This window comes from Nibribacter ruber (genome assembly GCF_009913235.1).
Taxonomy (GTDB): Bacteria; Bacteroidota; Bacteroidia; order Cytophagales; family Hymenobacteraceae; genus Nibribacter; species Nibribacter ruber.
Map to the genome: position 1 here is coordinate 721674 of NZ_CP047897.1, position 24400 is coordinate 746073.

Below are 24400 nucleotides of genomic sequence, written 5' to 3' on the forward strand. Positions count from 1 at the left end.
ATTAAGTGTATAATAATCAAAAAACAAGATGAATCAAGGAACAGTAAAATTCTTTAATTCCGAAAAAGGTTTCGGTTTTATTAAAGACAACAGTGACAATCAAGAGTATTTCGTGCACGTATCTGGTCTTGTTGACGAGATCAGAGAAAACGACGAAGTAGTCTATGATCTTCAAGAAGGAAGAAAAGGACTTAACGCTACCAATGTGAAACTAGCGTAGTCTAGCCATACATTCTCAAAAAAGCCTTCCCCACCCGGAAGGCTTTTTTCATGCCCCTACGGTACCAGGTCTCCCTATTCATTTTTGGCCTGTTTCCGGCAAAACCTGCCAAAAACGATTCTATGACAGAAAACTTATTTCTGTGGTTCTTATCCATCTTGCTAGTTTCGCGTAAAAATTAGCACACAAAACCCAAAGGAGTCCATGGAAGAGCAAAGCCAGCACTGGGATGAAGCCCTTTACAACGAACTGAACCTGTATTTCAAGAGCCGCATCCGGGAGCTTCTGGAAGCCAACCCTGCCCTGCTCCAACGTCAGCAAGAAAACAAACTGCAGCTGGCAGACCTGGTGGCCTGCATGCCCCTGGAAGACCAGAACCGCTGGCACCGCTTCCTGCACCTAGATCAGTTGAAACTCAACCAAGACCTGCAAAACCATCTGGAAGGCAAAGGCGAACCCTTCAATCCCGGCACCCGCTTCGGCAATCCGTTTGGCACCTTTTCCCGCCAAGACCTGGACGACGACCTTCCCAAAGAAACCTGGTAAGCCTTTTTTGTAATTAATAGTTTGTAGTTAACAAGTAATTACCTCACCGCAGGGCGTCAAAGCTATATTGTGCGTCTGACCAGAAAGCATCTAGCGCGATGATGCGGGGTTTGAAAAAGGAAATTAACGCGGGCCAGTCGTCTTTGTTGAAAACGCTGACCGGGCTAAGTTCTTTGTAGATTCTGCTGACGGTTCTGCCGTAGTCGTCTGTAGTGTGCAGCGCCCATTCCCATTCCTCTTCCAGGGTCTCGTGCAGCAGCGTCTTGAGGGCCAGAAACTGTTCAAAGTACATCTCTTGGATTTCAATGTCTACGTGCGTTATCTCAATGGCAATTGAGGCTGTTTTCTTATCGGCGTCCATTTTAAAGGCCACGCCAGGCAGCCCCGTCTTGTAATTGACCCAGTTGGTACGCAGCCCTTCCGCCGACAGGTGGGGCGCTATGTATTGGCCAAAGGTGGTCCAGAAGGCTTGTCTAAGTTGGGAGGCTTGTTCTCTCGTGTACATTCTAAGGGATAAAGCAAAAGAAGGACGGCAAGTTATCACTGCCTTTTAACATGTACGGCACTTGGCTTCACTATTCTTTCTCTTTCCCTGAATTTTTGCCTGTCTTGCAGGTGCCTGGCCCCTTCTTTCAGCCCATCTTACAATAAATAATCGCTTGCCTGCTCCTAACAAGTCATGTCTTCTAAATGCCACTACCGGAAAATCTCAGTCTGGCAATGCACATAAAAGAGCTTGTAATTACTTAGTAGTAGGTATTCCAGAACTGGAAGAAAAATTGGTTATTTGTAGTGCCTGGTAGATTTTGAAAGGTTCTACTATGGTTTTTTGTTTTGTCTGTTAAAAAGGGAACCTCGGGGGTGGTTCCCTTTTTACTTTTTGTCCCCTCCTCTCTTCCTGCCTTTCCTAGCCTACCACTTTTCACCAAATAACTATCAAGGATTTACCATCTCCGCCAGGGGTTTTGCCCTTCCCGCTTTACATGCGCATATAGCAAGTAGAAGTACAGAGCGTCAAAAATCAGAATACCTGCATACAAAAGTAGTAGCAAGTAAGACTTAGGGAAATACAAGTAAAACAGCACCGACGGAAACACGGTACCCACCAGTTTACTGCCGGCAATGTACAAGGACTGGCCTTGCACATTATTCCGTTTGAGGTACATTCTCACAAACAAGATGGACATCATGAGGTTCTGCCCGAAGGCTGCGTAAATGCCTATGTACTCATTGAATTCCCTGGAAATGGCAGCAATCAGGAGCGCCGCAAACACCAGCGAGAAGCCAAACGTGGGGTAAAACAAATTGCCGGATAGGTGTGCCGGAAACTCCTTTTTGCCATACCGCAGGTACTGCACCAGAATGCCCACGTCAAACACTAGCCAGAGGTAGTCAATGTACAACTGCGGCAAAGGATGCGGGTGCACGAAGGAAAAGATGAACTCCCACGCTAGGTTGGCACACAGGGCCGCCATGGGCATGCCGTAGGTTTTGTCCAGGTAACCGCGTCGCAAAATCAAAAGGTAGGTGATGGTCCAGAAGATGCCGCTCCCAATCATGAGAAAATGAGACAGGCCAGTGTCCAGGTGATGAGGATTCTCTAACATATTCGCTTAACCCGCTAAGACTTCTTTTGGTTATAGACTTTCTTGACAAAAAGTACAGAAAAGTCAGCCACGTTTTTGGCGTGTTTTCCAGAAAATAGCCTAAAAACGGAGCCTCGGGCCGTAGGAAGAATCTTGCGTTGCCTCATTCTCCATCTTTCCGGAGAACCGTCAGTTCCTGAAGAAAAGCTTCCATCTTTTCATAATGCGACCCTTTCCAATAAACCTTCTGGCAGCCTGTGCATTGGTAAAACTCATCAAAGTACCGCTCGGTTTTTTGTTGGAGATGAGCCCTTACAGATGGCTTAGATACTTTTTGCAGCAGGCTGTTGCAAGCCATGCACCGGGTGAAAGGCCGGAAAGAAATTTTTGAAATCCTTAAGAAGGCCAACACTTCTAGCAGTTGAATCTTTGGGTCTTGGGACCGGAGCCAGTAACCCCAAATTATGGCTTTTCGCTTCAGAAGGCCTACGTCTCTGGTCAGTACTATTCTCTGCTCTTTTTGTGCCAGATCGGCCAGCTCCGCGTCAGTGGCATGCGTGGCATAGTGGGCATCAAATCCCAGCAGTCGCAACTGCCGGGCCAGTTTCCCCAGATGCACATCCAGCAGAAAAATCAATGGGTCTGGTAATGCAGTTTGCAGTTGGCTACCAGTGGAAGGCGCTTTCCAATCAACGGGAATCACTTCTAGTAAAGCGCCATGAGTTAAAGGCTCTTGAAAGGAAACGCTTCTTCCGTTTAGGTGTATCAAACCCACTTCTAGGTGCGGCACGCCCAGGGCTTCCATGGCATCTTTCACGGAAGGTCTACCACTAAAAAAGTAAGCAAGGGGGCTACTGCCCTGCTGGTGTTTCCTGAGGAAATCCTGCAAGCGACCCTTAAACGAGAAGGCGGCCTCTTGTTGCATTCGCGTAGTCATGAAACCAAAACCAGATGTTCCTCCACCAAATTTTGGCGAAAAGTGAAGGCCGTCGTTTTTGGGATAATTTCCAGGAAACAGCCCAAAAACGACGGCCTGTACCTTCAACTATTCCTGGTTTTTCTTCCAGTGTCTTTCCAGGAAACCAGCGCGGCCTGAGCCTACAAAGTATCTACCGTAATGGCTGGGATTCTTTTTGTAATAGTCCTGGTGGTATTCCTCGGCGGGGTAGAATTCTTGAGCGGGCAAAATAGGCGTCACCAACGGCATTTGAAACGGCCCCGATTGCTGCGTCTTTTCTTTGGAGGCCTGGGCCTGTTCCTGCTGTTTTTCTGAGTGGTAGAAAATAGCCGTCTTGTAAGAAGAGCCTCGGTCCCCGAACTGCCCTCCTGCGTCTGTTGGGTCTACGCTCTGCCAGAATATGTCCAGAATTTCTGGGTACGAAATAATACGGGGATCAAAGGTGACCTGCACGGCTTCATAATGCCCGGTAGTCTCTGAACAGACCTGCTCATACGTGGGATTGGGCACATGCCCGCCAGTGTAACCAGAGACTACTTCCAGCACGCCCTCATATTTATGAAAGGGTTTAACCATACACCAAAAACAACCACCCGCAAAAGTGGCTACTTCTACTTCTTTCTTATCCTGTGAAGCTGAATTTTCCATAGTGTTTCCTAAAAGTCTTGCTGTTGGTTAAACCCAAATTTCAGCCTTTTGTTGCTACCTAAGTTTCTTCCAGGGAAAACAATGCTTTCTCAGAGAGTAACATCCCTACTTTCAATAAGCATAAGAGAAATCAGCCGCAATGTCAACTCTGAAAGCAATGCACCAAATTAAAATCGATTTTAGCCTGTTGAAACCAGATTGAAATTCACAAACCATCAAAATCCAAAGCAGCCGTGTGCTAGGAACCCATGTCCGCTGTTGGATTTGCTTTATCAAGAGCTTTGTAGATAGCGTCCTGAATGCGAGGTCTGATCTTTAGGGTGTTCAGCTTGTTGGACACAGAAGGATATACCCGGTTGGACAGGAAAATATACACCAGGTTACGCGCCGGATCTACCCAAACACAAGTGCCGGTATACCCAGTATGGCCATACGTTTGGGAAGAGGCCAACTGCGACGGATAATGCTTGCTGGTGTCTGGGTCCCAGCGGTCAAAACCCAAGCCTCTCCTGCTCACGGAAGACTGACGGCTGGTGAACAATTCCACGGTTTCTGGACTGATGTATTGTTGGTTGCCGTAACTTCCTTTGTTCAAAAGCATTTGGTGCAGAATAGCCATGTCATTGGCCGTCCCAAACAAACCAGCATGCCCAGCAATACCACCTACTCTGGCCGCACCACCATCATGCACATAGCCCTGCAACAACGTCTTCCTGAAATAGGTATCCTTTTCCGTGGGCACAATGCGGGATTTTTCAAAGCGCAGTAAAGGCAAGTACCCAGCGGTCTGCATGCCCAGCGGCGCGTAAAATTCTTGCTGCACATACTCCTGAAGGGGGGCCTTGGCTTGCCGTTCAATCACCTCTTTCATGAAATACATGGTCAGGTCTGAGTACACATATTTGCCCGGAGTTTGCAGTTTAGATTGCACCATGCGCGGCCACAGCACCTCTTTGAAATAGTCCTTGCTCAGGAAAAGACTGTCGGCTAGCTGCACAGAGAATTGTTCTGATGGGCTTTTCTGCAAATCCTGCGCCCCTACCGGAAGCGACACTCCTGCCGGAAGCCCAGACTCATGCAATAGCACCTGCTTCACCTTAAGCGACGCTTTGTTCGTTTGCCCCACAGATGGAATATAGGTACCCAAAGGCGCGTTCAAGTCTACTTTCTTGTGGTCATACAATTGCATGAGCGCCACCGTAGAAGCAGACGTCTTGGTGAGAGAAGCCAAGTCAAAAATGTCATCTACCTGCGTGGGTTCAGAATTGTCATACGTATGAGAACCGTATGCCTTGTTAAAAATAACGGTCCCGTCTTTCACCACCATGACCACAGCCCCGGGCGTAGCCTTTTGTTGAATGGCCTCACCCACAATGGCATCTATGGGCTGTTGTAAATCTGAGCTGTTGATGCCCAGTTCTTCTGGTACGCCGTAGGTTAACCGAGAGATTTGAGTGGTGGCTCCTAGGCCCTGCTGGTATTTTTGAGAATAGGTTCTATCCAGTTTTGCCTGAGCGGCTGTACCACCAAAGAAAATCTGGGCCACGTAATGGGCAGAGGCCGGTGATTCTTCCTCGGTCCAAACCATGGGTGCCATAATGGCGTCTGCCAGTGGTAATAGTTCTTTTTTGCCATATACCGCCAACAGAAGCTTGCGCTGGGCTTGCAGTCTTTTTAGAAGGCTAAGGTTGGGCAGATACTGTAGTTCCTCGGCGGGAATCTGCACAATGACCTTTTTATAGGGAGCCAGATAGCCCGCCAAGCCCAGGGTCAAGGTGTCCTTGGCCAAAGATTCGCCATTAAGGCTAGTGACCGTAGTGTATTTGTTGAGGAGGCTGTCAAACAGGATGGACTGGCTGGCCCCCAGAGAAAGGCTGGCAATCTTCTGCTCCAGATTAAGTATGGGAACGGCGTTGGTCTGGTTGTTCAGCAACACCGTGCTGCGCTTGGCTTCTTTCTGCTGTTGCCACCACGTGAGGTTCTTCTTGACGGGGCTTTCTTCTTTTGAAGCGCCCGCAAAACCAATTCCGGTTAGTAAGAAGAGAAAACCCAGTTGTAAGAACCGGCCTTTACGTGAATGCAACATGCGGTAAACGGTAAAAGTACTGTGGTAAAGTCCCACCCAAGCCTATGCAAACGCTGTGCCTGATTCCATGCAAGCTAAGAAAGCTGGCCTGGTCGTTAGCGCCATGGGAGGTATCTCCAAGATACTCATTTTAAGACCAACCCGAAAATCGCTCCGACGGAAATCTTCAAATTTCACCCAAAAAACCTTACCTGAGGCGCAAGGGAGGAAACAAGGCTCCGCCGAACAAATTACTTATCACCTGAGCCGGAAAGAAAACGTTCACCTGAAATACAGAATGCCTGGCCTCTGGAATGGGATTGACGAACTTTGAGAAACCGTACTGGTACCGCACCTCGGCCCCAGCGCTTGGGAGATGCTTTATATGCGCACCCACGGCCAGCACCCCGCTAATGTCTACGTTGGAGAAGGCTTCGTCTTGCACCTCTAAGGTACCGCCGGCTCTCTGCTGAATTTGGCCCGTCATTCTAAAACCCACCTGCGGCCCCGCGCCTACATAAAAATATTGGTGTTCCTGCAAAGGGAAATAACGCACCAGCACCGGCAGGTTGAAATAGGTGACCCTCAGGTACTCTGGATCTGAAGCAAGGTGGGCAAATTTAAACTTGAAGCCCTGTTGCGCAACTTGGGCTTCAACAGAGAGCCAAAGGTTGTCTCTACTACTTAATTGGCGGGTATAGCCCAAGCCAGCGGCAAATCCCTTAATTCGCTCTACTTCATTTTGCTGCCCGCCCAATCCTCTCACGCCTGCTACGTTTAACCCAAGTTTCACATACCAGCCATCATATTCATCAAAATAGTAGGGCTCTTCTTCTGTACTAGCTAGGTTTTGGCCAAAGGAGGTCTGCGTACACAAAGCAAGCAGAAAAAAGAAAAGATACTTCTTCATATTAAGTAAAAGAGAGGTCAAAACGTGCTTTTTAACTTTTAGAACTTGACAGACACCCAAACAAAATGCCTTTCCCTGTCAGGAAGATTGTCATTCCATAGCTTAATAGCAGAAGTAAAGGGAAAGTAAACAGACCGAAGAAAAATTGTCAAAGGTACCTTTGTAGCTGCCATTGATGACCGTTTCCGCTACAGCCCAGACAATTCTGGCGAGAGTAGAAAGTCTCCTACTTCCAGCACTTCTCCTACCGGCATGGTGTCCAAAGTAATGGCGCCAATCCTTACCCTTATCAACCTTAGCGTAGGAAAGCCCACGGCTGCGGTCATTTTGCGGACCTGGCGGTTCTTGCCTTCGGTGAGGGTAATAGACACCCAGCTGGTGGGGCCGTGGCGGTCATCGCGCACGCGCCGGCTGCGTTCTGGAAACTCAGGGGCCGGAACCAAGGCGCAAGCCTGACAGGGCAAGGTGAAGTACGGCTGTTTCTCATGGGCAATCTCAATACCGCCGGCCTGTAGCTGGGCAATAGCCTCTGGGGTGATGAGGCCGTCTACCTGGGCGTAGTATTCTTTCTGTACTTTTGAGCTGCGCACGTGCTCACTCATTTTGCCGTCTGTGGTGAGCAAGAGCAGGCCTTCACTGTCCTGGTCCAGGCGGCCGATGGCCATGGTCCCCGCCGGGAAGTCATACAAATGACCCAGCAGTTTCTTGTTTTTAGGATTGCCGATGAACTGGCTCAGGTACCCGAAGGGCTTGTGCAAAATAAAATGGCGGTGCGGAAGCGGTAACTCAGACAAGGAAGGATGCGTTTTTGTGCTAATTTCAGGAAAACAGGCCAAAAACGAAAACCTGCTTTACGTTAAATCACCTTGTCGTGGCTGCTTCCCCAAGGGAAACTCCTGCACCACGGTGTACACCGGATGCGGAGAACCCAGCACTGATTGCCACAGCGCCAAGGACTTTACCGGAAACATTAGCTTTTCTGATGGCTGAACCAAAGGCATATTGTGAGCCGGACGTATTTCTTTCTTGAAACGGCAAACCGTCACATGCGGAATGAATTTATCATGCTTTGACGGATTTGGAGAAAAGACATTAGCTAGGTCAAGACTCAATTTCTCAAAGGCTGCTAAGGCCTGAAAGCGCGCCCAGATTAATCTGGGGGCAGAGCGTTTTGGCCCAGGTTCTAGTTGTTCCAATGTCAAGGTAAACGGTTGATACTGCTGGGCAATTTCTTTCAGGTGGTTTATTATTGGAATCTCCTTAATTGCTGGAACATTGCCAATAAAGAAAAGCGTCAGGTGTAAGTTCTGAGCCGGCACCATTCTTATAGCATTAGAATCAAAGGCTTCCCTGGCGGATAATAGGTAGTCCAATAAATTATTGGGCAAGGGAACTGCCACAAATAGCCTGAGGTGTTCTTGCATCTTATGAGAATAGCTGTTTTCTCAAAGGATGTACGATGAATGCCACTAAACTTTAGCTGGCAGAAACCGTTTTTGGCCTGTTTTCTGGAAAACAGGCCAAAACGAATCAACTACCCTTTTTTAACCATGAAGTAAAGAAGGTTTACTTGTTTGTCAATGAAGTAGACCACTGTAAGTAGAAAGGCCGTAACAAGTAAATTCAGCTTGGCAAACCAGTACATGTCTTCTCCCCAGAAAACTGACGACTCTTGAAAAGAAAGGTTGATAGACACCCTGTTCATACTATCCAATGCGTAGCCGAAAGGTATAAGACTTCCCAAGTCTTGGAACGACAAAAACAGGAATAATAGTAGTTGCGCCACGCCCATGCCCAAATTATTGGTAAACATGGATGACAGAGAGACCAGTACTAAGTAACTGCTCAACGGGAGCAACAAATACATGTAATAGCCAGACAAATACGTGAACCTATGAGCATCGCTCAAAAGCGCGTTGCTCATAAAAGAAACCAGCCAATAAAGACCACTTACCAAGGCCACGGCCATTAACCTTTGGGAGAACACTTGATAAAAACTGGTGGGTAAAGAGGCAAATCGCTTAAGGCCCTTGTTTCTACCTTCCAGCATTTGAAACACATAAGCCACTAGTAGCACTACCACATGATGAAACGTTAAGAGCGCTTGCAGATTAGTATACGCTAAGCTTTCGGCCTTCTCACTATGGTTTTGCTGGGCATACAGAAGATTAACCAACAACACCGTCACCAGGCAAACGCCCAGCAGAAGCCTTACTTCCTTTGATTTAAGATAGACATGCAGTGATGCCTGTAGGGTAGATACAAAAGCCATAAAACGAAGGTGTGATTTTTATGAAGCAACAACTGTGGCCCTTGCTCTGCCCTGGTAATAACAAAAGGCTGCTAACAACAAAGAAGCCACCACTAAAACGCCCAATGAAACAGGTATTCCAGCGGTAATAGTATCAGGAATACCTTTGATTCTTGCAAAGGAATAACCTGGGATTAGGGATGCGCCAAAAGTACCCAGCATGCCTATGATTCCAATGAGAAAGTAGTAGAATGTGGGCTTGTTCTTTGTAAAATAGCCAAGCACCATCAACAAGACACTATAGAACAAACCGCCTAAAAGGTGATGGACTATTAAAAGAAGGAAGGCGTTTAAATGAGCAGGCTCCCATATATTAAATTCCAAAGCCGACGCACTCACTAGCGCCAATGGAACAGATACCATCACAATTACCAATACCAGCCCCAAATAAACCAGAACTTGCTTGTAGAGTAATGATTTAAGCAAAGACACTGGGAACAAACTGTAATGCTTCCAACCTGTCCCGTTTTCTATTTTAATACATAAACCCGTCAGTAAGCCCATGGTCACTACGTGGGTCAGCATCCAGATTTGATTTACCTTAAAGAGCCAGAAATGGAAGGGCTCTTGCACCATTTTCAGGTGTAACAGGTTAATAAAGTCCTGATCAAAAGAGTCATATACCAAAACATGAAACAAGGCCGCCAGTATCAGCGCCGAAAATAAAATACCCAGCACCTGCTTCTTGCTTCCCAGCAGTTTCTTAGCCTCAATAGGAAAGTAGTTCATGCGTGGCGTGGCTTTTCTGCTGGTGTATGGCTAAATAAATGTCTTCAAGGCTTGGGGCATTTAATTCATCCCACAGCAATGGAAATTCTGTCAGGGGCGCCTTTAATAAAGTAAACGCCTCGTCCTCTCGCCAATAACATTGGTCTTGCAACTCTTCGGCTACATGCGGATATGTTTGATGCGGTAATATTCTTAGCGCTTGAATATCTTGAAGGGCATTATCAAATACCAGTTTCCCCTCTTTTAGGATAAGGATGTGGTCTTTGTAATAGCCTGCTTCCTCTAGCTGATGAGTACTTATCAAAAAACTCACGCCTTCTACTTTGTTCAACCGTTTTACCAAACTCCTGAACTCAGAGATGCCTTCGGGGTCCAGGGCATTGGTGGGCTCATCCAAAATCACCAGAGATGGTTTGTGAAATAGAGCCATGGCCAAACCCAACCGTTGCTTCATGCCCGAAGAGTAGTATTTAGTTTTCTTGTCTTTGTCTGGCATAAGCCCCACCAAATCCAACAACTCTATTATTCTGCTTTTCTCTCCCGTGAAATACCTTCTTACAAAGTCTAAATTCTCATAACCGGTCAAGTGTTCATACAAAGCGGCTCCTTCAATAAGAGCACCCACCTTATTTAGGTATTGGTCCCTGTTTTTGGGGCTAACTTCAACGCCATTTAAGTAAATGACACCGCTTTGCGGCTTGTATATCCCGAATATGGTTTTAAACAAAGATGACTTACCTGCCCCATTGCGCCCTAAAAGGCAACAAATTTCTTTTTTATGAATATTTAAATTTAAATTATTCAAGACACATTTATCTCCTTTAAACAAGGAAATGCTTTTTAAATCCAATACATTCATTATAATTAATTTTAAAAGAAAATTCAATTATTATGTTAAAGAATGTTTTTTTTCCAACTAAAGCTTTTATAATTAAAGTAATTATAAAAGAAACTATTAAACAATAGCCATTTTTAATAATCATGCTTTTAAATAAAGAACTTGCCTCATATTTGCTTTTTATTTTATGAAACAGAATTTCTTCATCATTTAAATTTCTTTGAATTTTGAGATTTCTCTCTGCCTCAGCTTTACTTAACTTATTATTTAATTCTTCAATTTTATATTTAGCTATTTCATTTTTATAATCTTTATCTAAAAAATTATGAATAAAAATTAAAAAACCATAAACTATAATATTAACTAAAAATAAAGAAATTAATATTAATAAATAAGTAGTAAAAAAATTAATATTTCTTAAAATTCCATTTCTAACAAAGTAGAATATAATTAAACTATAAATTGCTAAATAACCTATAATTGGAGAAAAAATTATATTATCAAACCGTGTAACATATACTATACTGTATTGAAATAAAATAATTAAAGAACAAAATATAATTATCTTTAGTATTTTTTCAATATAAAAAGATTTGTCTATAATTTCTATTTTTAACTTCATTATTAAATAAATATTTATTATTCTAGAAAAAATTTAACTATAACCTAAAAATAAAAGGTGTTCAAGAGAATACAAAATTTTAATTTGTACTTTCTTGAATACCTTTTATTTGATTAACGGTATTTTAAATTTTTATAAGAATTACCATCCAGATTGACCATTGTCGCATGCGTAGATAACCATTACTACCTCTCCTAATTCTCCATCGTACCAAGTATGATATGATCTGGTACAATTAATCACAGGACCTTCTGATGGAATACTTTCTCCTGGAGTAGTGGTTTGGGCATTCAAAGACCCCAGAGAAGATAAAATTGCAATGAAGGATAAAATTGTTGTTTTTTTGATAGTTTTTAAAATTTGCATAAATATTTAATAATAAATTTCTCCAAAAATTTGGATTGAGGCAATATTAATACTATTATATATATATATATATATATATATATATATATATTCAAATTAAATCATTTATTATTTTCTTCACATTTAAGTTTCTCGATTAAATATAATAGTCCACTCCTTCAACTGATTCTTGGTTTGTTTGTTTATCTGGCCGGGCATCAACCGCCAGCCCCAGTTGCCCTGGGCCTGGCCGGGGGTGTTCATGCGGCCTTGCTCATCAATGCCCAACACGTCCTGCATGGGCAGGATGGCCGTTTTTGCGACGGACGCATACGCCAGACGGGCCATAACCCAGTAGATGTCTGCTTCGCTTAAGCCACGGCCTACGTAGTGCTCTATCTGCTGATGATGCGGCTTGCCCTCTTGGCGGTACCAGCCCAGCGTGGTGTTGTTGTCATGGGTACCGGTGTAGGCAATGAAGTTGCGGGCGTAGTTGTGCGGCATGTAGTCATTCTGCGGCATCTCCTCGCCCCAGGCAAACTGCAGGATCTTCATGCCCGGCAGGTTAAAATCGTCGCGCAGTTTCAAAACCTGGTCGTTGATTTCGCCTAGGTCCTCGGCAATAAATGGCAGGCTTCCCAACTCCTTCTCTGCAAAAGTGAAAAAATCTGCTCCCGGCCCTTGCTTCCACTCGCCGTTTTTGGCGGTCTCTTCCCCGGCGGGCACCTCCCAGTAATCTGCGAAAGCCCTGAAATGGTCCAGCCGCACCAGATCATAGAGCTCCATGTTCTTGCGCAGGCGTCCCATCCACCAGCTGTAGTCCTGTTCTTTGAGCACCTCCCATTTAAACACGGGCATGCCCCACAGCTGCCCGTCCTCAGAGAAATTGTCTGGCGGAACGCCGGCCACACCCGTCATGTTCCCACCAGCATCCACGGCAAAAATCTCCCGGTTGCTCCACACGTCCACGCTGTCATAACTGATGTAAAACGGCATATCCCCGAACATCTGAATGCCGCGGTTGTTGCAGTAGGTGCGCAGCTGAGTCCATTGTTTATGGAAGAGGAACTGCACCCATTTGGTTTTCTCCAGGGCCTGGGCATGGTCTTTCGCTAATTGTTCCAGCGCTTCGGGGTTTCGCTGCTTAAATTTGTCCTCCCACTGGAACCACGCGCCGCCGTCATTCTGGTCTTTGAGCAGGACATACAGCGCAAAGTCATGAAGCCAGCCCGCCTCAGAACCGCAAAAAGCCATAAACTGTTGTTGCAATGTTTGGAAATCACCCGACCTGAATGTTTGCCAAGCCTTCTCCAGCAGCTCTTCTTTTACCCGTTTGGCCTGTTCATAATCCACGCTGCCAGTCTGCGGAAGATGGTAGTTCGGTAGTTGCTCAGTGGCTAGAAGACCTTCTCTGGCAAGCAACTCCGGCGAAATGAGCAGTGGGTTCCCGGCCCGGCTGGAGATGGAACTGTACGGCGAATAGCCCTGGCCCTCCTCAACAGGGTTGAGCGGCAGCAGCTGCCAATATTTCTGATTGCTGGCGTGTAGAAAGTTGGCGAAGTTTCGTGCCTCGGGGCCCAAATCGCCTATCCCAAACGACGAAGGCAACGAACTGATGTGCAACAGAATACCCGCTCCGCGCTCATTCCTGGCTTTTAGTTTAAGCAGCGCCAATGGGAACACCCCAAACAGGTCTTTCACAAGGAGTTCATGGGCGTAACTACCGTCAATACGCAACAACGTATCCTGCCAATCTTTGGGCGCATCCTCCGGAAGCACGACTTTGGTATCTTTCCAGTCTATGTCTTCCAGTTTCTCCACGCCTTGCGCCTTGGCCAGCGCGGCCAGATGCAACGGAACCGCCATCAGGTACCAGGTGTGCAAATGTTTCCGGGCGAAGGCAAGCACGTGGTCTTTACACTCACCTTCCACGTCCAGGGGAAAGTAGGCGCCCTTGGTGAATACATCTGCATTGTTCTTGCGCTCATTGAACAACGTTTTTGTGAGCCAAAGTTTGATGCGGGCGTCATAGCGGTTCTCCCAAAGGTCTGCCCATTGTGCCTCCAGTCTGTTCAAGTCTGTATTGTCCAGTTCTTCCAACCACGTTTGCCGTTTCTCAAAATCTACCGGTCGGCGGTTGTCTGGGTCTACCAGGCTGAAATCCCACAGCTCGGTGCCCTGGTACACATCTGGCACGCCCGGCGCAGTGAACTTCAAAAGAACCTGGCTTAGTGATTTCACAATCCCGAAGTCTGTCGTTTTTTGCCTGAATTTCTCAAAACTGCCAAAAAACGGACGACTCTTGTCCAAGAGCTTCACGACAAAGGATTTGGCCGCAGCTTCATATTCCTCATTCGGCGTAGTCCAGTTAGAGTTGACTTTTGCCTCTCTCAGGGCTTTTTGGAGGTATTCCTGCACGCGGTTCTCAAAGTCATCCTCGTCCTGCCCCGGCATAGGAAATGCGCCCAGCATGGTTTGGTAGATGAGGTACTCGTCATTCGCGTCGGGCATGTTGTTCTGCTTCAGGTCGGCGTTAAGTACGCGCCATTCCTGTACGGCTGTCGTCCATTCATCTGCGAATTCAGTAAGCACATTTAGGCGGGCCCGTACGTCTTCACCTCGCTTGGTATCATGAGTAGAGGTTCCATTGAGCGACAGCGGCCAGTTTTGCTGTCGGTTCTGCATGATTTGGTGGAACTCTTGCGCGCTCATCCCAAACGCGTCTGGTGCATCTCCTACCTCATTATGACCAACGAAGCGGTTGAAGGTGTACATGATGGTGTCTTCCACGCCTTTAGCCATGATGGGCCCCGTGAACTGCATGAGGCGCTGATAGAACCGCTGCGACCGCTGCCAATAGGTATCATCTTCTCCTTCGGGTGCCGCGCTTAAAAGTGTTCTCTCCAGTAGTTCTACCGCCCCTGTCAAGTCAGGTTGGCTCTCGCGAATATGGTGGAAAATAGTCTGAACTGCCTGCGCCTCTTCCCCATCCAGCGGCATCTGGTTACCATAATATCTGTACACCGGGCACTGCACCAGAAACTCGGCAATAGCGGCTTTCAACTTCTCTCCGGGAACGCAACTCAATACGCCTTCCTCCACCAAGCGCAGTTCCAAAAACAACTGGTATAGGTTTTTCAGCTCGCCGGCCATGTGCTGGTGCAGGATGTAAGATTTCTTTTCCTGAATCTGTTCGTGCACGGGCGCGCTTTCACCCACTACGTGCTGGTAAAGTTTATCAAACGCCTCTTGTCCTGGCTGGTAGGTAAACAGGTTGTTCACGTAAGCCAGAAAATCATAGCCGGTGTTGCCCTGGATGGGCCATTGTTTGGGCATTTGCTCACCGGGTTCCAGAATTTTTTCCACGGCAATGTAGGTTTCCTCGCCGGCTAATTCGCGTAGTTGCCGCAAGTAACCGGTGGGGTCATACAAGCCATCTACATGGTCAATGCGCAAACCCTGGAAAACGCCATCGTCCAGTAGTTGCTTGATGTAATGGTGATATACGTTGAAAACCTCTGGTTCTTGTATGTTCAAACAGATCAAACCATTCACGGTGAAGAACCTTCTGAAATTTATTTGATAGTCCGTTTCCTGCCAGTAGCAGAGTTGGTAGACCTGTTGCTCTGTCAGCTGTTGCAGCTTTTCTGGGTCGTTATTAATGGTATTCAGGCTTTCCTCCACCGCGGTCCTGACAGATTCGTTTTTCATCAAGGACGCCAGTTGCTGCTGAAACTCGGTCCATTGAAGAGCAAAGGCTTTCGGCTCCTCTTCCTGATGTATTTCTTGCAGTTTTAATAGCAGTTGCGTGAGGGCTTGATTCGGCTGGGATGCTCCTTTTAAAATGGTCAAATAGGAATTAGGATTCAACGGAAAGGCACTGTCATAGTATTGACACACCCATCGCTGCTGTCCTTGGTTATAGGCAATTTTCAGCTCTTTGTTCTGGATAACCTGTTCCAAGGGAGCTCCTAAAAACGGTACCATCACCCGGCCTTGGTACAGCGCGCTTGCCCAGTTAATATCAAAGAAATTATAATACAGACTCATAGGGCCTTTTTCCAGCACATCCATCAGGAAGGGGTTGAAGGGATGGAAGGCCATGTGATTGGGCACTATGTCCTGCAGCCAGCTGATTCCCTGCTCTTTTAAAGTATTTGTTAAGGTTTTCAGCTGCTCTTCGGTACCAATTTCTGGGTTAATGCGATGCGGATTAGTACCGTCATACCCATGCGTGCTTCCGGGCGTGGCTTCAAAAATGGGCGAGGCATAGATGGTACTCACTCCCAGTTTTTGTAAATAAGGCATGATGCGCTCAAAGTCTTCAAAGGTAAATTCCTTGTGAAACTGCAAGCGGTAGGTAGCAACTGGATTGTGCATTTTATAATTTGTAAATCTGTGAATTAGGAGATTGGATGAAGCTTTCTTATCAGGCAATTCTCATAGTGTGAGGTCGATCTCTTTTCCCGTTTTTGGCCTGTTTTCTAGAAAATACGCCAAAAACGGAGCTTTAATATTATGTTATCTAAAGGTCCTTTTCACTAGTAGATTCTCCTTAGAAAGGAAGCAGTAAGAACGCCATTCAGTTGTAGGGTTAGTTTTCGTTTTTGGCCAGTTTTCAAGGAAATAAGCCAAAAACGGCCGTTTCTCAATTTGAGGGCGAACTACAGTATACCAATACGCTTTCCGGCTGTAGGGTTACTTCTTCGCCTTCTGTAGCTGATGTATTCGCAGCGTTTGGACCATTCCACTCTGGAGCAGCAGAGTCAAGCACCAACTCTACATGTTTCACCCCGAATGGTATGGTTACTTCTTGAACCTCCTGGGAAAAATTCATGAGACAGACCACTTGCTGCTCTTGGTGCCACCGGCGCAGAATGAGTACTTTTTTCGTCTCGTCACAGGTCACTTCCAATGATTTTCGGTCAAGGTGGCGCAAGGCGGGCAGCTCACGGCGCAGGCGAAGCAGGGCTTGGTAATACTTGAACAGCGTTTGGTGCGGCTCCTCTTCCAGCAAGTTCCATTGCAATTTTGAGTTTAGGAAGGTCTCTTCTGCCATGGGATCAGGCGCTTCGCCATGGGCCTGAAAAGCTTCAAATTCGGCTTTGCGCCCTTTACGAACAGCTTCTGCCAATTCTGGGTCGGTGTGGCTCACAAAGTACTGGAATCGATTCGGTTCGGCGTACTCCTCTCCCATCCAAAGCATGGGCAGGTATGGACTTAAAATAACGGCCGCGGCGGCTAGCTTCTGCATCTCAAGACTCACCAACTCGCCTAGTCGTTCGCCCAACATGCGGTTGCCCACCTGGTCATGGTTTTGCGTGAACACAATAAATTGCTGCCCGGGGTTATGCTCTGCCTTGATGCCAAAGTTCTTCTGGCGGTGTTCTGAAAATTGACCGTCATAGACATAGGCATCTTCATAGGCTTTGGCCAGGTGCGCGATGCCTGAGAAATCTGCGTAATACCCACTTTTCTCGCCAGTAGAAGTTACGCGCAAGGCATGATGAAACTCGTCCACCCACTGGGCATCCATACCGTAGCCTTGCTCCTCCAGGGGGTTAATAAAGCGATTGTCGTTCAGGTCCAGCTCCACGATCATATAATGGGTGCGACCGGTGGCTTCCATGAGCGCGTTCACTTGCTGTTTCATCTCTCGCAGAATGTGTTCAGGACTGAAATCCTTGATGGCATGCACTGCATCCAGCCGCACCGCGTCAATATGGAAGTCTCTAAACCACATGAGCAGGTTTTCTGTGAAGCAGCGCCGTACGCCGTCACACCAGGCATCGTCAAAATTGATGGCCGGGCCCCAGGGCGTATTGTATTTATTTGTAAAATAAGGGCCATAGGCGCCCAGGTAATTGCCTTCGGGACCCAGGTGATTGTACACCACGTCTAAAACCACGGCCATTCCTTTCTGGTGACAGGCATCTACAAAACGCTGCATGGCTTCTGGGCCGCCATAACTGTTTTGCACGGCAAATGGGAAAACGCCGTCATACCCCCAGTTCCTGTCTCCCGGAAACTGCGCCACCGGCATGATTTCAATGGCTGTCACTCCCAGTTCTTTCAGGTAGTCCAGCTTTGCTTCTAGGCCTTCAAAAGTACCTTGTGGGCTAAACGTACCTGTGTGCAGTTCATAAAGGACATACTCCTGCAAAGGAAGATTCTGCCAAGCTGTGTCTTGCCACTGATATGCTTCCAGGTCCAGGGCCTGTGAAGGACCGTGCACGCCTGCAGGCTGGGACAAAGAAACCGGGTCGGGCACTTCCTGGTCATCGTTTAGCCGAAGGAAATAGCGGTCTCCTGGTGAAATCTGGTCTGTCACCAAGTGCCAGTAGCCAAACTCCTGCTTTTTGAGCGGGAGGCTGGTGTTGCCGTTGTTCAGGATAATTTCCAGCTGTTGGGCAAACGGTGCCCAGACCAGAACCTCAGCCTGGCCTGGCGCCGGAAACGTGACGCCCAGAGTTCTTTTCTGAATGGTAAGGTTATTCATTTCCTTCAGGTTCTACCTCGTGTACATGATTCTTCAGCACCAATACAGACCGGCCTTCTACATGAAAAGAATCACCGGCATTGTACAACACAGGCTCTTCTGGTTCTATCAAGCCCCTAAACGTATCTACGGCAACCGACCACTGGCTTCCGTATTTTTCTGCCGGAAGCGTAAAATCAATTGAGTCATGGTAGGCGTTGAAGATGACGTAGAAAGAGTCGTCCAGGATGAGTTCGCCTTTGGGCCCACGGGTGTGTACGCCCTTGCCGTTCAAATAAATGGCCAGTGATTTGGCATGATCCTCATCCCAGTGCTCATCTCCCATGTCTGTGCCGTTGGGCAAAAACCACGCAATGTCTTCCAAGCCCAGCCCTTTAATGGGTTGCCCCTGAAACCACCGCCGGCGCCGGAAAACCGGATGCTGTTTCCTGAAGTGCACTAGCTTTCTGGTGAACGCCAACAGGTGCTGGTCTGCTGAGCCCCAGTTAATCCACGAAATTTCATTGTCCTGGCAGTAGGCATTGTTATTGCCATGTTGGGTTCGGCTCAGTTCATCGCCGGCCACCAGCATGGGCACGCCCTGTGACAGGAAGAGCGTAACCAATAAATTACGTTTTTGTCTATTGCGCAGGTCTATGATCCATTGGTCCTCGGTGGGGCCTTCGGTGCCGCAATTCCAGGACCGGTTATGGTCATCTCCGTCCTTATTGTCTTCGCCGTTGGCCTCATTGTGTTTCTCATTATAAGACACCAAGTCATGCAGCGTGAAGCCGTCATGGGCGGTAATGAAATTGATGCTGGCAGTGGGCCTCCTGAAATCATCTGAATACAAATCTGAAGAACCCGTGAACCGGTTGGCAAATTCCGCTAACATGCTTTCCTCGCCGCGCCAGAAATCGCGCATGCAGTCCCGGTACATGCCGTTCCACTCGGTCCAGCCCGGCGGGAAGTTGCCCACCTGGTAGCCACCCTCGCCTACATCCCAAGGTTCGGCAATGAGCTTTACCTGTGAGATGACCGGGTCCTGGTGAATAATGTCAAAGAAGGAGCTCAGGCGGTCTACGTCATGCAGTTCACGGGCCAAAGTAGAAGCCAAATCAAACCGGAAACCGTCTACGTGCATCTCCAGAATCCAGTAGCGCAGGCTGTCCATGATCAGGCGCAGTACGCTGGGCAGGTTGGCGTTTAGCGTGTTGCCGGTGCCGGTATAGTCCATGTAGTAGCGCTTATCGTCTTCCATGAGCCGGTAATAGGAAGCATTGTCTATTCCTTTAAAAGACAGCGTGGGGCCTTTTTCATTGCCTTCGCCGGTATGGTTGTAGACTACGTCCAGAATGACCTCTATGCCCGCCTTGTGCAGCGCTTTCACCATGTTCTTGAATTCCACCACCTGCTGGCCCAGTACGCCGGTGCTGGAATAGCGCACGTCTGGCGCGAAATACCCTATGGTGTTGTACCCCCAGTAATTGGTGAGGCCTTTGTCTTGCAGGTACCAATCGGTTACAAAATGATGCACCGGCAGCAGTTCTATGGCCGTGATGCCCAGGTCTTTCAGGTACTGGATGGTAACCGGGTGCCCGATGGCCGCATATTTCCCGCGTATGTCCTCCGGAATGTCTGGGTGCAGTTGCGTGAAGCCTTTCACATGCGCCTCATAAATGATGGATTTATAATATGGCAGGCCCGGCGACTTGTCCCCTTCCCAGTCAAATGCAGAATCCACCACCACCGACTTGGGAATGTACGGCGCACTATCCTGGTCACTGAAGCTCAGATCCTGGTCTTCGTGCCCTAACTGGTAGCCAAACAAAGACTCATGCCAATTCACCGTGCCAGCGATGGCCTTGGCATAGGGATCAATCAAAACCTTGTTGGCGTTGAACCGATGGCCATTCTCAGGCTCATAGGGCCCGTGTACCCTGAAACCGTACAACTGGCCGGGGCCGATCTCAGGAAGGTAGATGTGCCAAACCTGATGAGAGCGTTCCACCAGTTTTATGCGTTCACTTTCAGTGGTATCTTCCGGAGACTGGAAAAGGCATAGTTCTACATCGGTGGCATTTTGGGCAAACAGGGCGAAGTTGACTCCCTCGCCGTCCCAGGTGGCACCTAAGGGAAAAGGCTTACCGGGGTAATGGATGATGCTCATAAAAAACTTGGTCAGGTAACTGGATGGCACGCATTATGAATCCCAACCTGTACGGACAAATAGCAAGGAAGGGTGCTTTTACTTGACAGAGGACCTTCTCTTGTTCTTCCTCCGGGTCAGCTTAAAGCACTGCAAAGGAGCACTATTGGTATACTTTGGTATAGCGGCTGGGAGCCTTTGCGTAATCAATTCGTTAAAAAAGGCGTATAGGTCAATGGTTAGAATAAAATATTGCTTTTAAAAAGGTAGTAATGCATAACATTTTTCATTTTTAGGCGCTATTGACTAACTTCGCCGCGAAGGCAACACAAACTCTTAAACACAAAAAAGTAATATGTCAGAATTTGCTGAACTTATCTTAGATGGCAAGTCATACCAGTTCCCGGTGGTAGAGGGTACTGAGAATGAAAAAGCCATTGATATCAATGCTTTGCGCGCTCAAACTGGTTATATCACCATAGATTCTGGATACAAGAACACCGGTGCCACAGAAAGCGCCATCACGTTTCTTGACGGGGAGGAAGGCATTCTTCGTTACCGCGGATATCCAATTGAGCAGTTGGCTGAGAAATCAAGCTTTATTGAAGTTGCCTACCTGTTAATCTACGGCACGCTGCCTACCCAGACAGAATTGGATGATTTCAGCAATCAGATCAAAGTTCACACCCTGGTAAACGAGGACATGCGCAAAATCTTGGACGGTTTCCCGTCTACTGCGCACCCAATGGGTATCCTGTCTGCCTTGGTAAGCTCCCTGACGGCATTTTACCCAGAGTCCCTGAACCCTAACCAGAGCAAAGAAGAGGTTGACCTTTCCATCATCCGTTTGATGGCCAAATTGTCTACCATTGCCGCCTGGTCATACAAGAACTCTGTTGGGCACCCGGTTAACTACCCAAAAAACAAACTGGACTATTGCTCTAACTTCCTGCACATGATGTTTGCTTACCCAACGGAGGAGTATGAACTCAATCCAGTAGTGGTAAGTGCCTTGAATAAACTATTGATTCTGCACGCAGACCATGAGCAGAACTGCTCTACCTCAACCGTGCGTCTGGTAGGTTCTGCCAATGCGTCTTTGTATTCTTCTGTATCTGCTGGTATCTCTGCTCTTTGGGGACCATTGCACGGTGGTGCCAACCAGGCCGTGATTGAAATGCTGGAAGAAATCAAAGCTGACGGCGGAGACTCTAAGAAATTCATTGCCAAGGCCAAGGATAAGGATGATCCTTTCCGTCTGATGGGCTTCGGGCACCGCGTGTACAAGAACTTTGACCCACGCGCCACCATCATCAAGAAAGCCGCCGACGATGTTTTGACTGCTCTAGGCGTAAACGACCCAATCTTGAACATTGCCAAGGAACTGGAGGAAGCTGCCTTGAACGATCCTTACTTTGTAGAGCGCAAGCTATATCCAAACGTAGACTTCTACTCTGGTATCATCTACCGCGCCATGGGCATCCCTACAGAGATGTTCACCGTGATGTTCGCCCTAGGCCGTCTCCCAGGTTGGATTGCCCAGTGGAAAGAGATGCGTGAAGCGAAAGAGCCAATTGGCCGTCCGCGTCAGGTGTATACTGGTGCCACAGAGCGCAACTATACTGAAATCAATAAGCGCTAGTTTTAGCACACTTATACTGAAAAAGGCCCTGAGACATCAGGGCCTTTTGTTTTTGGGGTATTTTCTGGGAATTAGGCGAAAAACAAGGATTTAAGAAATGATTCAACCGTGAATTACCAGTTTCCTTCTTCTGCTGACGTATCGTCTTTCCGCGGAACAACGTGCCTCCATGCAACGGGGAAATCCTCCATCAAGAATAATCTCCTTCCAGGGCAAACCGCTCTTAATTGTTGCAGAGAAATATTCAAGAAAAAAGAATAGCCTTCGCTTTGTACAACCACATCGTTTTGCGGAAAGACGGTACATTATCTGCCATGCGTAGCAGACAAGGCGGTGCGGGTTACTAGGGCAATTTCCTCTTGTATTAGTTTTTGGCTTATTTCCCAGAAAACAACCCGAAAACGATCAGTGGCAAACCGAGGGAACCTATAAAATCCGCAGCTCGATCCGTCTGTTCAATTGGCGGTTTTGATCAGAGGTGTTGGGGACGGTGGGTTGGGTTTCGCCGTAGCCTTTGGCCAGGAATGTAGAAGCCGGAATTCCTTTGGAAACCAGATAGTGCACCACTTCTTGGGCGCGGGCTTGCGATAGTTTGAGGTTGGAGGCGGGTTGGCCTACATTATCTGTGTGACCGGCTATTTCTACTTTTAGGCCGGGGTTGCTTTTCATGAACTGGAATAGCTTGTCCAACTCCGTGCGGGATTCTTTGCGGAGAGTGGCTTTTCCGGTGTCAAAAAACAAATTACTTAGAATAGCTTTCTTTCCTTTTCCTATAGGCTGCAAATAAAAATCCAGGGCCAAAGGTTGGGCGGTGCTGACGGCAGATAAATGTCGGCTTTCCAAGACATAACCGGGGGCAGTCACATAGAGGGCATATTGTTGGCCTTGGTTGACCACTATGGTATAAGCGCCGGTTTGCTTGTCAGAAGGAACTTGTTGGGCAACTACTCCTAGTGAATCCAAGTCATACACCTGCACTTGCGCGGCAATTGGCTTCTTGGTTACGGCGTCATACACTGTTCCCTGCGCGAAGCTACTGGTCATATTCCCCTTCCAAACAGCGGGCACCTCAAACTGCGAAAGGCCTATGAGCACTTGACCTGGTTGGGCAGGTTGCCCAGAATAATAACCGAGTTGGTTGTCTGCGGTGATGAAAAGGGAAGTCTCATCGCGGTGTGTATTCAGGGGGTAGCCCAAATTGACAGGTTCTGCCCATCCGTGCGCCTGCCTGGTAGCCTTGAAAAGGTCCAACCCTCCCATGCCCAGCCGGCCATCTGTGGCAAAGTACAGAGTGGCACCACTGGCATGCAGGAAAGGAGCGGCTTCGCGGCCAGAAGAATTGATGGCACTGCCAGCGTTGACCGGAACCTCCCAGGAACCGTCTTCTTGCTGCCGGGTCACCCAAATGTCTTCATTCCCCAAGCCTCCTTTGCGATTAGAGGCAAAATAAATGGTTCGTCCGTCCGCAGAGAGACTTGGCTGAGAGTCCCAGGAAGAAGTATTGACGTTTCGGCCCATATTCACCGGCTTGGACCAATTCTCGCCTTCCTTATAAGAGATGTACAAATCGCAGCTGCCAAAGGAGTCCTGACGGTTGCAGGAGGTGAACACCAACACGCGGCCATCAGCTGAAAAGGTGGCAGCTCCTTCGTTTAAGTCTGTGTTGATTTGATCCGAGACGGAGACTGGCGCCTGCCACTGTCCTTCTTTTTTCACAGACAGGTACAGGTCTTCATCGTCTAACGCACCCCTACCCGACCTTGCCGTAAATAATAACTCTTGTTGATTGGCCGTGAGAACTGGAGAATACTGCATGCCCATAGCATTTACCACGGGGCTAAGTGGCACCGGCGAATAGGCAACCGGGTGGGCCATGGCCTCTTGCGCAAAGGCTACGTTCTTAAGCTGACGCTCTGCGTGAACCGCCTGCTTGGCTCCTGCCTTGGCATACCCCAGGTATTTCTGGTAATATTCTGCGGACTGGCCATAGTGGCCCCGCTCAAAAGATAAGTCAGCGAAGGCAAGGTAATCTGGCGCCAGACTGGCCTGGGCCGGGACTTTGGACAAACCGCGAAGGTAGTATTGGTAGGCGGCATCTGGCTTTTGCAGGATGCGGCTCAATCCAGCGGCGCGTAAATACGCTTCGCCCAGGAGAGAGTCACGGGAGATGGCCTCGTCAAACGCTTCTATGGCTTTTTCAAAATTGCGCATCTGAATGAGTTTCAGGCCTTCCTGGTACTGCTTTTGGGCTTTGGCATTGGAGGAGCCACCTGCTTTTTGGGCCCAACCACAAAGGCTATTCCCAATTACCAAACCAACAATAAGTACCAGAACCTGAAATGCGCGCATGAGG

19 protein-coding genes are annotated in these 24400 nt (G+C 47.8%); 3 read left to right on the top strand and 16 right to left on the bottom strand.

Features of this window, described 5'->3' with window-relative positions; translation table 11 throughout:
* The first annotated feature begins 28 nt into the window (after positions 1 to 28).
* Both GU926_RS03135 and GU926_RS03140 read left to right on the top strand, forming a co-directional pair.
* Complete coding sequence (locus tag GU926_RS03135) at positions 29 to 220, top strand: cold-shock protein (protein WP_160688924.1); 192 nt, start codon at positions 29 to 31, stop codon at positions 218 to 220.
* Between the two features lie 204 nt (positions 221 to 424).
* Positions 425 to 766, top strand: a complete 342-nt coding sequence (locus GU926_RS03140; protein ID WP_160688926.1) for a hypothetical protein — start codon at positions 425 to 427, stop codon at positions 764 to 766.
* 43 nt (positions 767 to 809) lie between these two features.
* Here the strand turns inward: GU926_RS03140 and GU926_RS03145 are convergent, their stop codons facing one another.
* The 15 genes from GU926_RS03145 to glgX all read right to left on the bottom strand — a co-directional run bounded on the left by GU926_RS03145 (position 810) and on the right by glgX (position 20426).
* The gene (locus GU926_RS03145; RefSeq protein WP_160688928.1) at positions 810 to 1271 is read right to left on the bottom strand and encodes a DUF4268 domain-containing protein; all 462 of its coding nucleotides are present in this window, start codon (positions 1269 to 1271) and stop codon (positions 810 to 812) included.
* Positions 1272 to 1710: 439 nt separating this feature from the next.
* A complete protein-coding gene (locus GU926_RS03150) occupies positions 1711 to 2373 on the bottom strand; it encodes a transmembrane-type terpene cyclase (RefSeq protein ID WP_160688930.1) in 663 nt (220 codons plus the stop codon).
* A 142-nt stretch (positions 2374 to 2515) separates the two neighbouring features.
* Complete coding sequence (locus GU926_RS03155) at positions 2516 to 3289, bottom strand: Mut7-C ubiquitin/RNAse domain-containing protein (protein ID WP_232058413.1); 774 nt, start codon at positions 3287 to 3289, stop codon at positions 2516 to 2518.
* Between the two features lie 108 nt (positions 3290 to 3397).
* Entirely contained in the window at positions 3398 to 3958 is a 561-nt protein-coding gene (msrA, locus tag GU926_RS03160) for a peptide-methionine (S)-S-oxide reductase MsrA (RefSeq protein WP_160688932.1), read from the bottom strand.
* A 238-nt stretch (positions 3959 to 4196) separates the two neighbouring features.
* Positions 4197 to 6044, bottom strand: coding sequence for a serine hydrolase domain-containing protein (locus GU926_RS03165; protein ID WP_160688934.1), 1848 nt, complete (start codon positions 6042 to 6044; stop codon positions 4197 to 4199).
* A 187-nt stretch (positions 6045 to 6231) separates the two neighbouring features.
* Positions 6232 to 6933, bottom strand: coding sequence for an outer membrane beta-barrel protein (locus GU926_RS03170; protein ID WP_160688936.1), 702 nt, complete (start codon positions 6931 to 6933; stop codon positions 6232 to 6234).
* A 188-nt stretch (positions 6934 to 7121) separates the two neighbouring features.
* Positions 7122 to 7727, bottom strand: coding sequence for a pseudouridine synthase (locus tag GU926_RS03175; protein ID WP_160688938.1), 606 nt, complete (start codon positions 7725 to 7727; stop codon positions 7122 to 7124).
* Between the two features lie 57 nt (positions 7728 to 7784).
* Positions 7785 to 8357 (bottom strand): RNA 2',3'-cyclic phosphodiesterase, encoded by a 573-nt coding sequence (gene thpR, locus GU926_RS03180; protein WP_160688940.1) that lies wholly within the window; start codon positions 8355 to 8357, stop codon positions 7785 to 7787.
* A 110-nt stretch (positions 8358 to 8467) separates the two neighbouring features.
* Complete coding sequence (locus GU926_RS03185; RefSeq protein ID WP_160688942.1) at positions 8468 to 9205, bottom strand: hypothetical protein; 738 nt, start codon at positions 9203 to 9205, stop codon at positions 8468 to 8470.
* Positions 9206 to 9223: 18 nt separating this feature from the next.
* Positions 9224 to 9973: a hypothetical protein gene (locus tag GU926_RS03190; RefSeq protein ID WP_160688944.1), complete on the bottom strand. Its 750-nt coding sequence runs from the start codon at positions 9971 to 9973 to the stop codon at positions 9224 to 9226.
* A complete protein-coding gene (locus GU926_RS03195) occupies positions 9954 to 10832 on the bottom strand; it encodes an ABC transporter ATP-binding protein (protein WP_160688946.1) in 879 nt (292 codons plus the stop codon). Before GU926_RS03195 ends, GU926_RS03190 begins: the two co-directional genes overlap by 20 nt.
* Entirely contained in the window at positions 10795 to 11433 is a 639-nt protein-coding gene (locus GU926_RS03200) for a hypothetical protein (protein WP_160688948.1), read from the bottom strand. Before GU926_RS03200 ends, GU926_RS03195 begins: the two co-directional genes overlap by 38 nt.
* A gap of 489 nt (positions 11434 to 11922) precedes the next feature.
* Positions 11923 to 16158 carry a malto-oligosyltrehalose synthase gene (gene treY, locus GU926_RS03205; RefSeq protein ID WP_160688950.1) on the bottom strand — a complete coding sequence of 1412 codons (4236 nt, stop codon included), beginning with the start codon at positions 16156 to 16158 and terminating at the stop codon, positions 11923 to 11925.
* A gap of 268 nt (positions 16159 to 16426) precedes the next feature.
* Entirely contained in the window at positions 16427 to 18277 is a 1851-nt protein-coding gene (treZ, locus tag GU926_RS03210; protein WP_160688952.1) for a malto-oligosyltrehalose trehalohydrolase, read from the bottom strand.
* Positions 18270 to 20426 carry a glycogen debranching protein GlgX gene (gene glgX, locus GU926_RS03215; RefSeq protein ID WP_160688954.1) on the bottom strand — a complete coding sequence of 719 codons (2157 nt, stop codon included), beginning with the start codon at positions 20424 to 20426 and terminating at the stop codon, positions 18270 to 18272. The genes treZ and glgX overlap by 8 nt, the downstream gene beginning before the upstream one ends.
* A 334-nt stretch (positions 20427 to 20760) precedes the next feature.
* On the opposite strand from glgX, the gene GU926_RS03220 reads away from it, so the two are divergent.
* On the top strand, positions 20761 to 22047 hold the full coding sequence (locus GU926_RS03220; protein ID WP_160688956.1) for a citrate synthase: 1287 nt from the start codon (positions 20761 to 20763) through the stop codon (positions 22045 to 22047).
* 426 nt (positions 22048 to 22473) lie between these two features.
* Here GU926_RS03220 and GU926_RS03225 read toward each other — a convergent pair whose 3' ends face one another.
* The gene (locus GU926_RS03225; protein ID WP_232058414.1) at positions 22474 to 24396 is read right to left on the bottom strand and encodes an OmpA family protein; all 1923 of its coding nucleotides are present in this window, start codon (positions 24394 to 24396) and stop codon (positions 22474 to 22476) included.
* Positions 24397 to 24400: the final 4 nt, after the last annotated feature.

What these genes read in the sequence shown, in the direction of transcription:
- GU926_RS03135 (WP_160688924.1), top strand. Translation starts at nt 29, where the DNA reads ATGAATCAAGGAACAGTAAAATTCTTTAATTCCGAAAAAGGTTTCGGT.
- GU926_RS03140 (WP_160688926.1), top strand. Translation starts at nt 425, where the DNA reads ATGGAAGAGCAAAGCCAGCACTGGGATGAAGCCCTTTACAACGAACTG.
- GU926_RS03145 (WP_160688928.1), bottom strand. Translation starts at nt 1,271, where the DNA reads ATGTACACGAGAGAACAAGCCTCCCAACTTAGACAAGCCTTCTGGACC.
- GU926_RS03150 (WP_160688930.1), bottom strand. Translation starts at nt 2,373, where the DNA reads ATGTTAGAGAATCCTCATCACCTGGACACTGGCCTGTCTCATTTTCTC.
- GU926_RS03155 (WP_232058413.1), bottom strand. Translation starts at nt 3,289, where the DNA reads ATGACTACGCGAATGCAACAAGAGGCCGCCTTCTCGTTTAAGGGTCGC.
- msrA (WP_160688932.1), bottom strand. Translation starts at nt 3,958, where the DNA reads ATGGAAAATTCAGCTTCACAGGATAAGAAAGAAGTAGAAGTAGCCACT.
- GU926_RS03165 (WP_160688934.1), bottom strand. Translation starts at nt 6,044, where the DNA reads ATGTTGCATTCACGTAAAGGCCGGTTCTTACAACTGGGTTTTCTCTTC.
- GU926_RS03170 (WP_160688936.1), bottom strand. Translation starts at nt 6,933, where the DNA reads ATGAAGAAGTATCTTTTCTTTTTTCTGCTTGCTTTGTGTACGCAGACC.
- thpR (WP_160688940.1), bottom strand. Translation starts at nt 8,357, where the DNA reads ATGCAAGAACACCTCAGGCTATTTGTGGCAGTTCCCTTGCCCAATAAT.
- GU926_RS03185 (WP_160688942.1), bottom strand. Translation starts at nt 9,205, where the DNA reads ATGGCTTTTGTATCTACCCTACAGGCATCACTGCATGTCTATCTTAAA.
- GU926_RS03190 (WP_160688944.1), bottom strand. Translation starts at nt 9,973, where the DNA reads ATGAACTACTTTCCTATTGAGGCTAAGAAACTGCTGGGAAGCAAGAAG.
- GU926_RS03195 (WP_160688946.1), bottom strand. Translation starts at nt 10,832, where the DNA reads ATGAATGTATTGGATTTAAAAAGCATTTCCTTGTTTAAAGGAGATAAA.
- GU926_RS03200 (WP_160688948.1), bottom strand. Translation starts at nt 11,433, where the DNA reads ATGAAGTTAAAAATAGAAATTATAGACAAATCTTTTTATATTGAAAAA.
- treY (WP_160688950.1), bottom strand. Translation starts at nt 16,158, where the DNA reads ATGCACAATCCAGTTGCTACCTACCGCTTGCAGTTTCACAAGGAATTT.
- treZ (WP_160688952.1), bottom strand. Translation starts at nt 18,277, where the DNA reads ATGAATAACCTTACCATTCAGAAAAGAACTCTGGGCGTCACGTTTCCG.
- glgX (WP_160688954.1), bottom strand. Translation starts at nt 20,426, where the DNA reads ATGAGCATCATCCATTACCCCGGTAAGCCTTTTCCCTTAGGTGCCACC.
- GU926_RS03220 (WP_160688956.1), top strand. Translation starts at nt 20,761, where the DNA reads ATGTCAGAATTTGCTGAACTTATCTTAGATGGCAAGTCATACCAGTTC.
- GU926_RS03225 (WP_232058414.1), bottom strand. Translation starts at nt 24,396, where the DNA reads ATGCGCGCATTTCAGGTTCTGGTACTTATTGTTGGTTTGGTAATTGGG.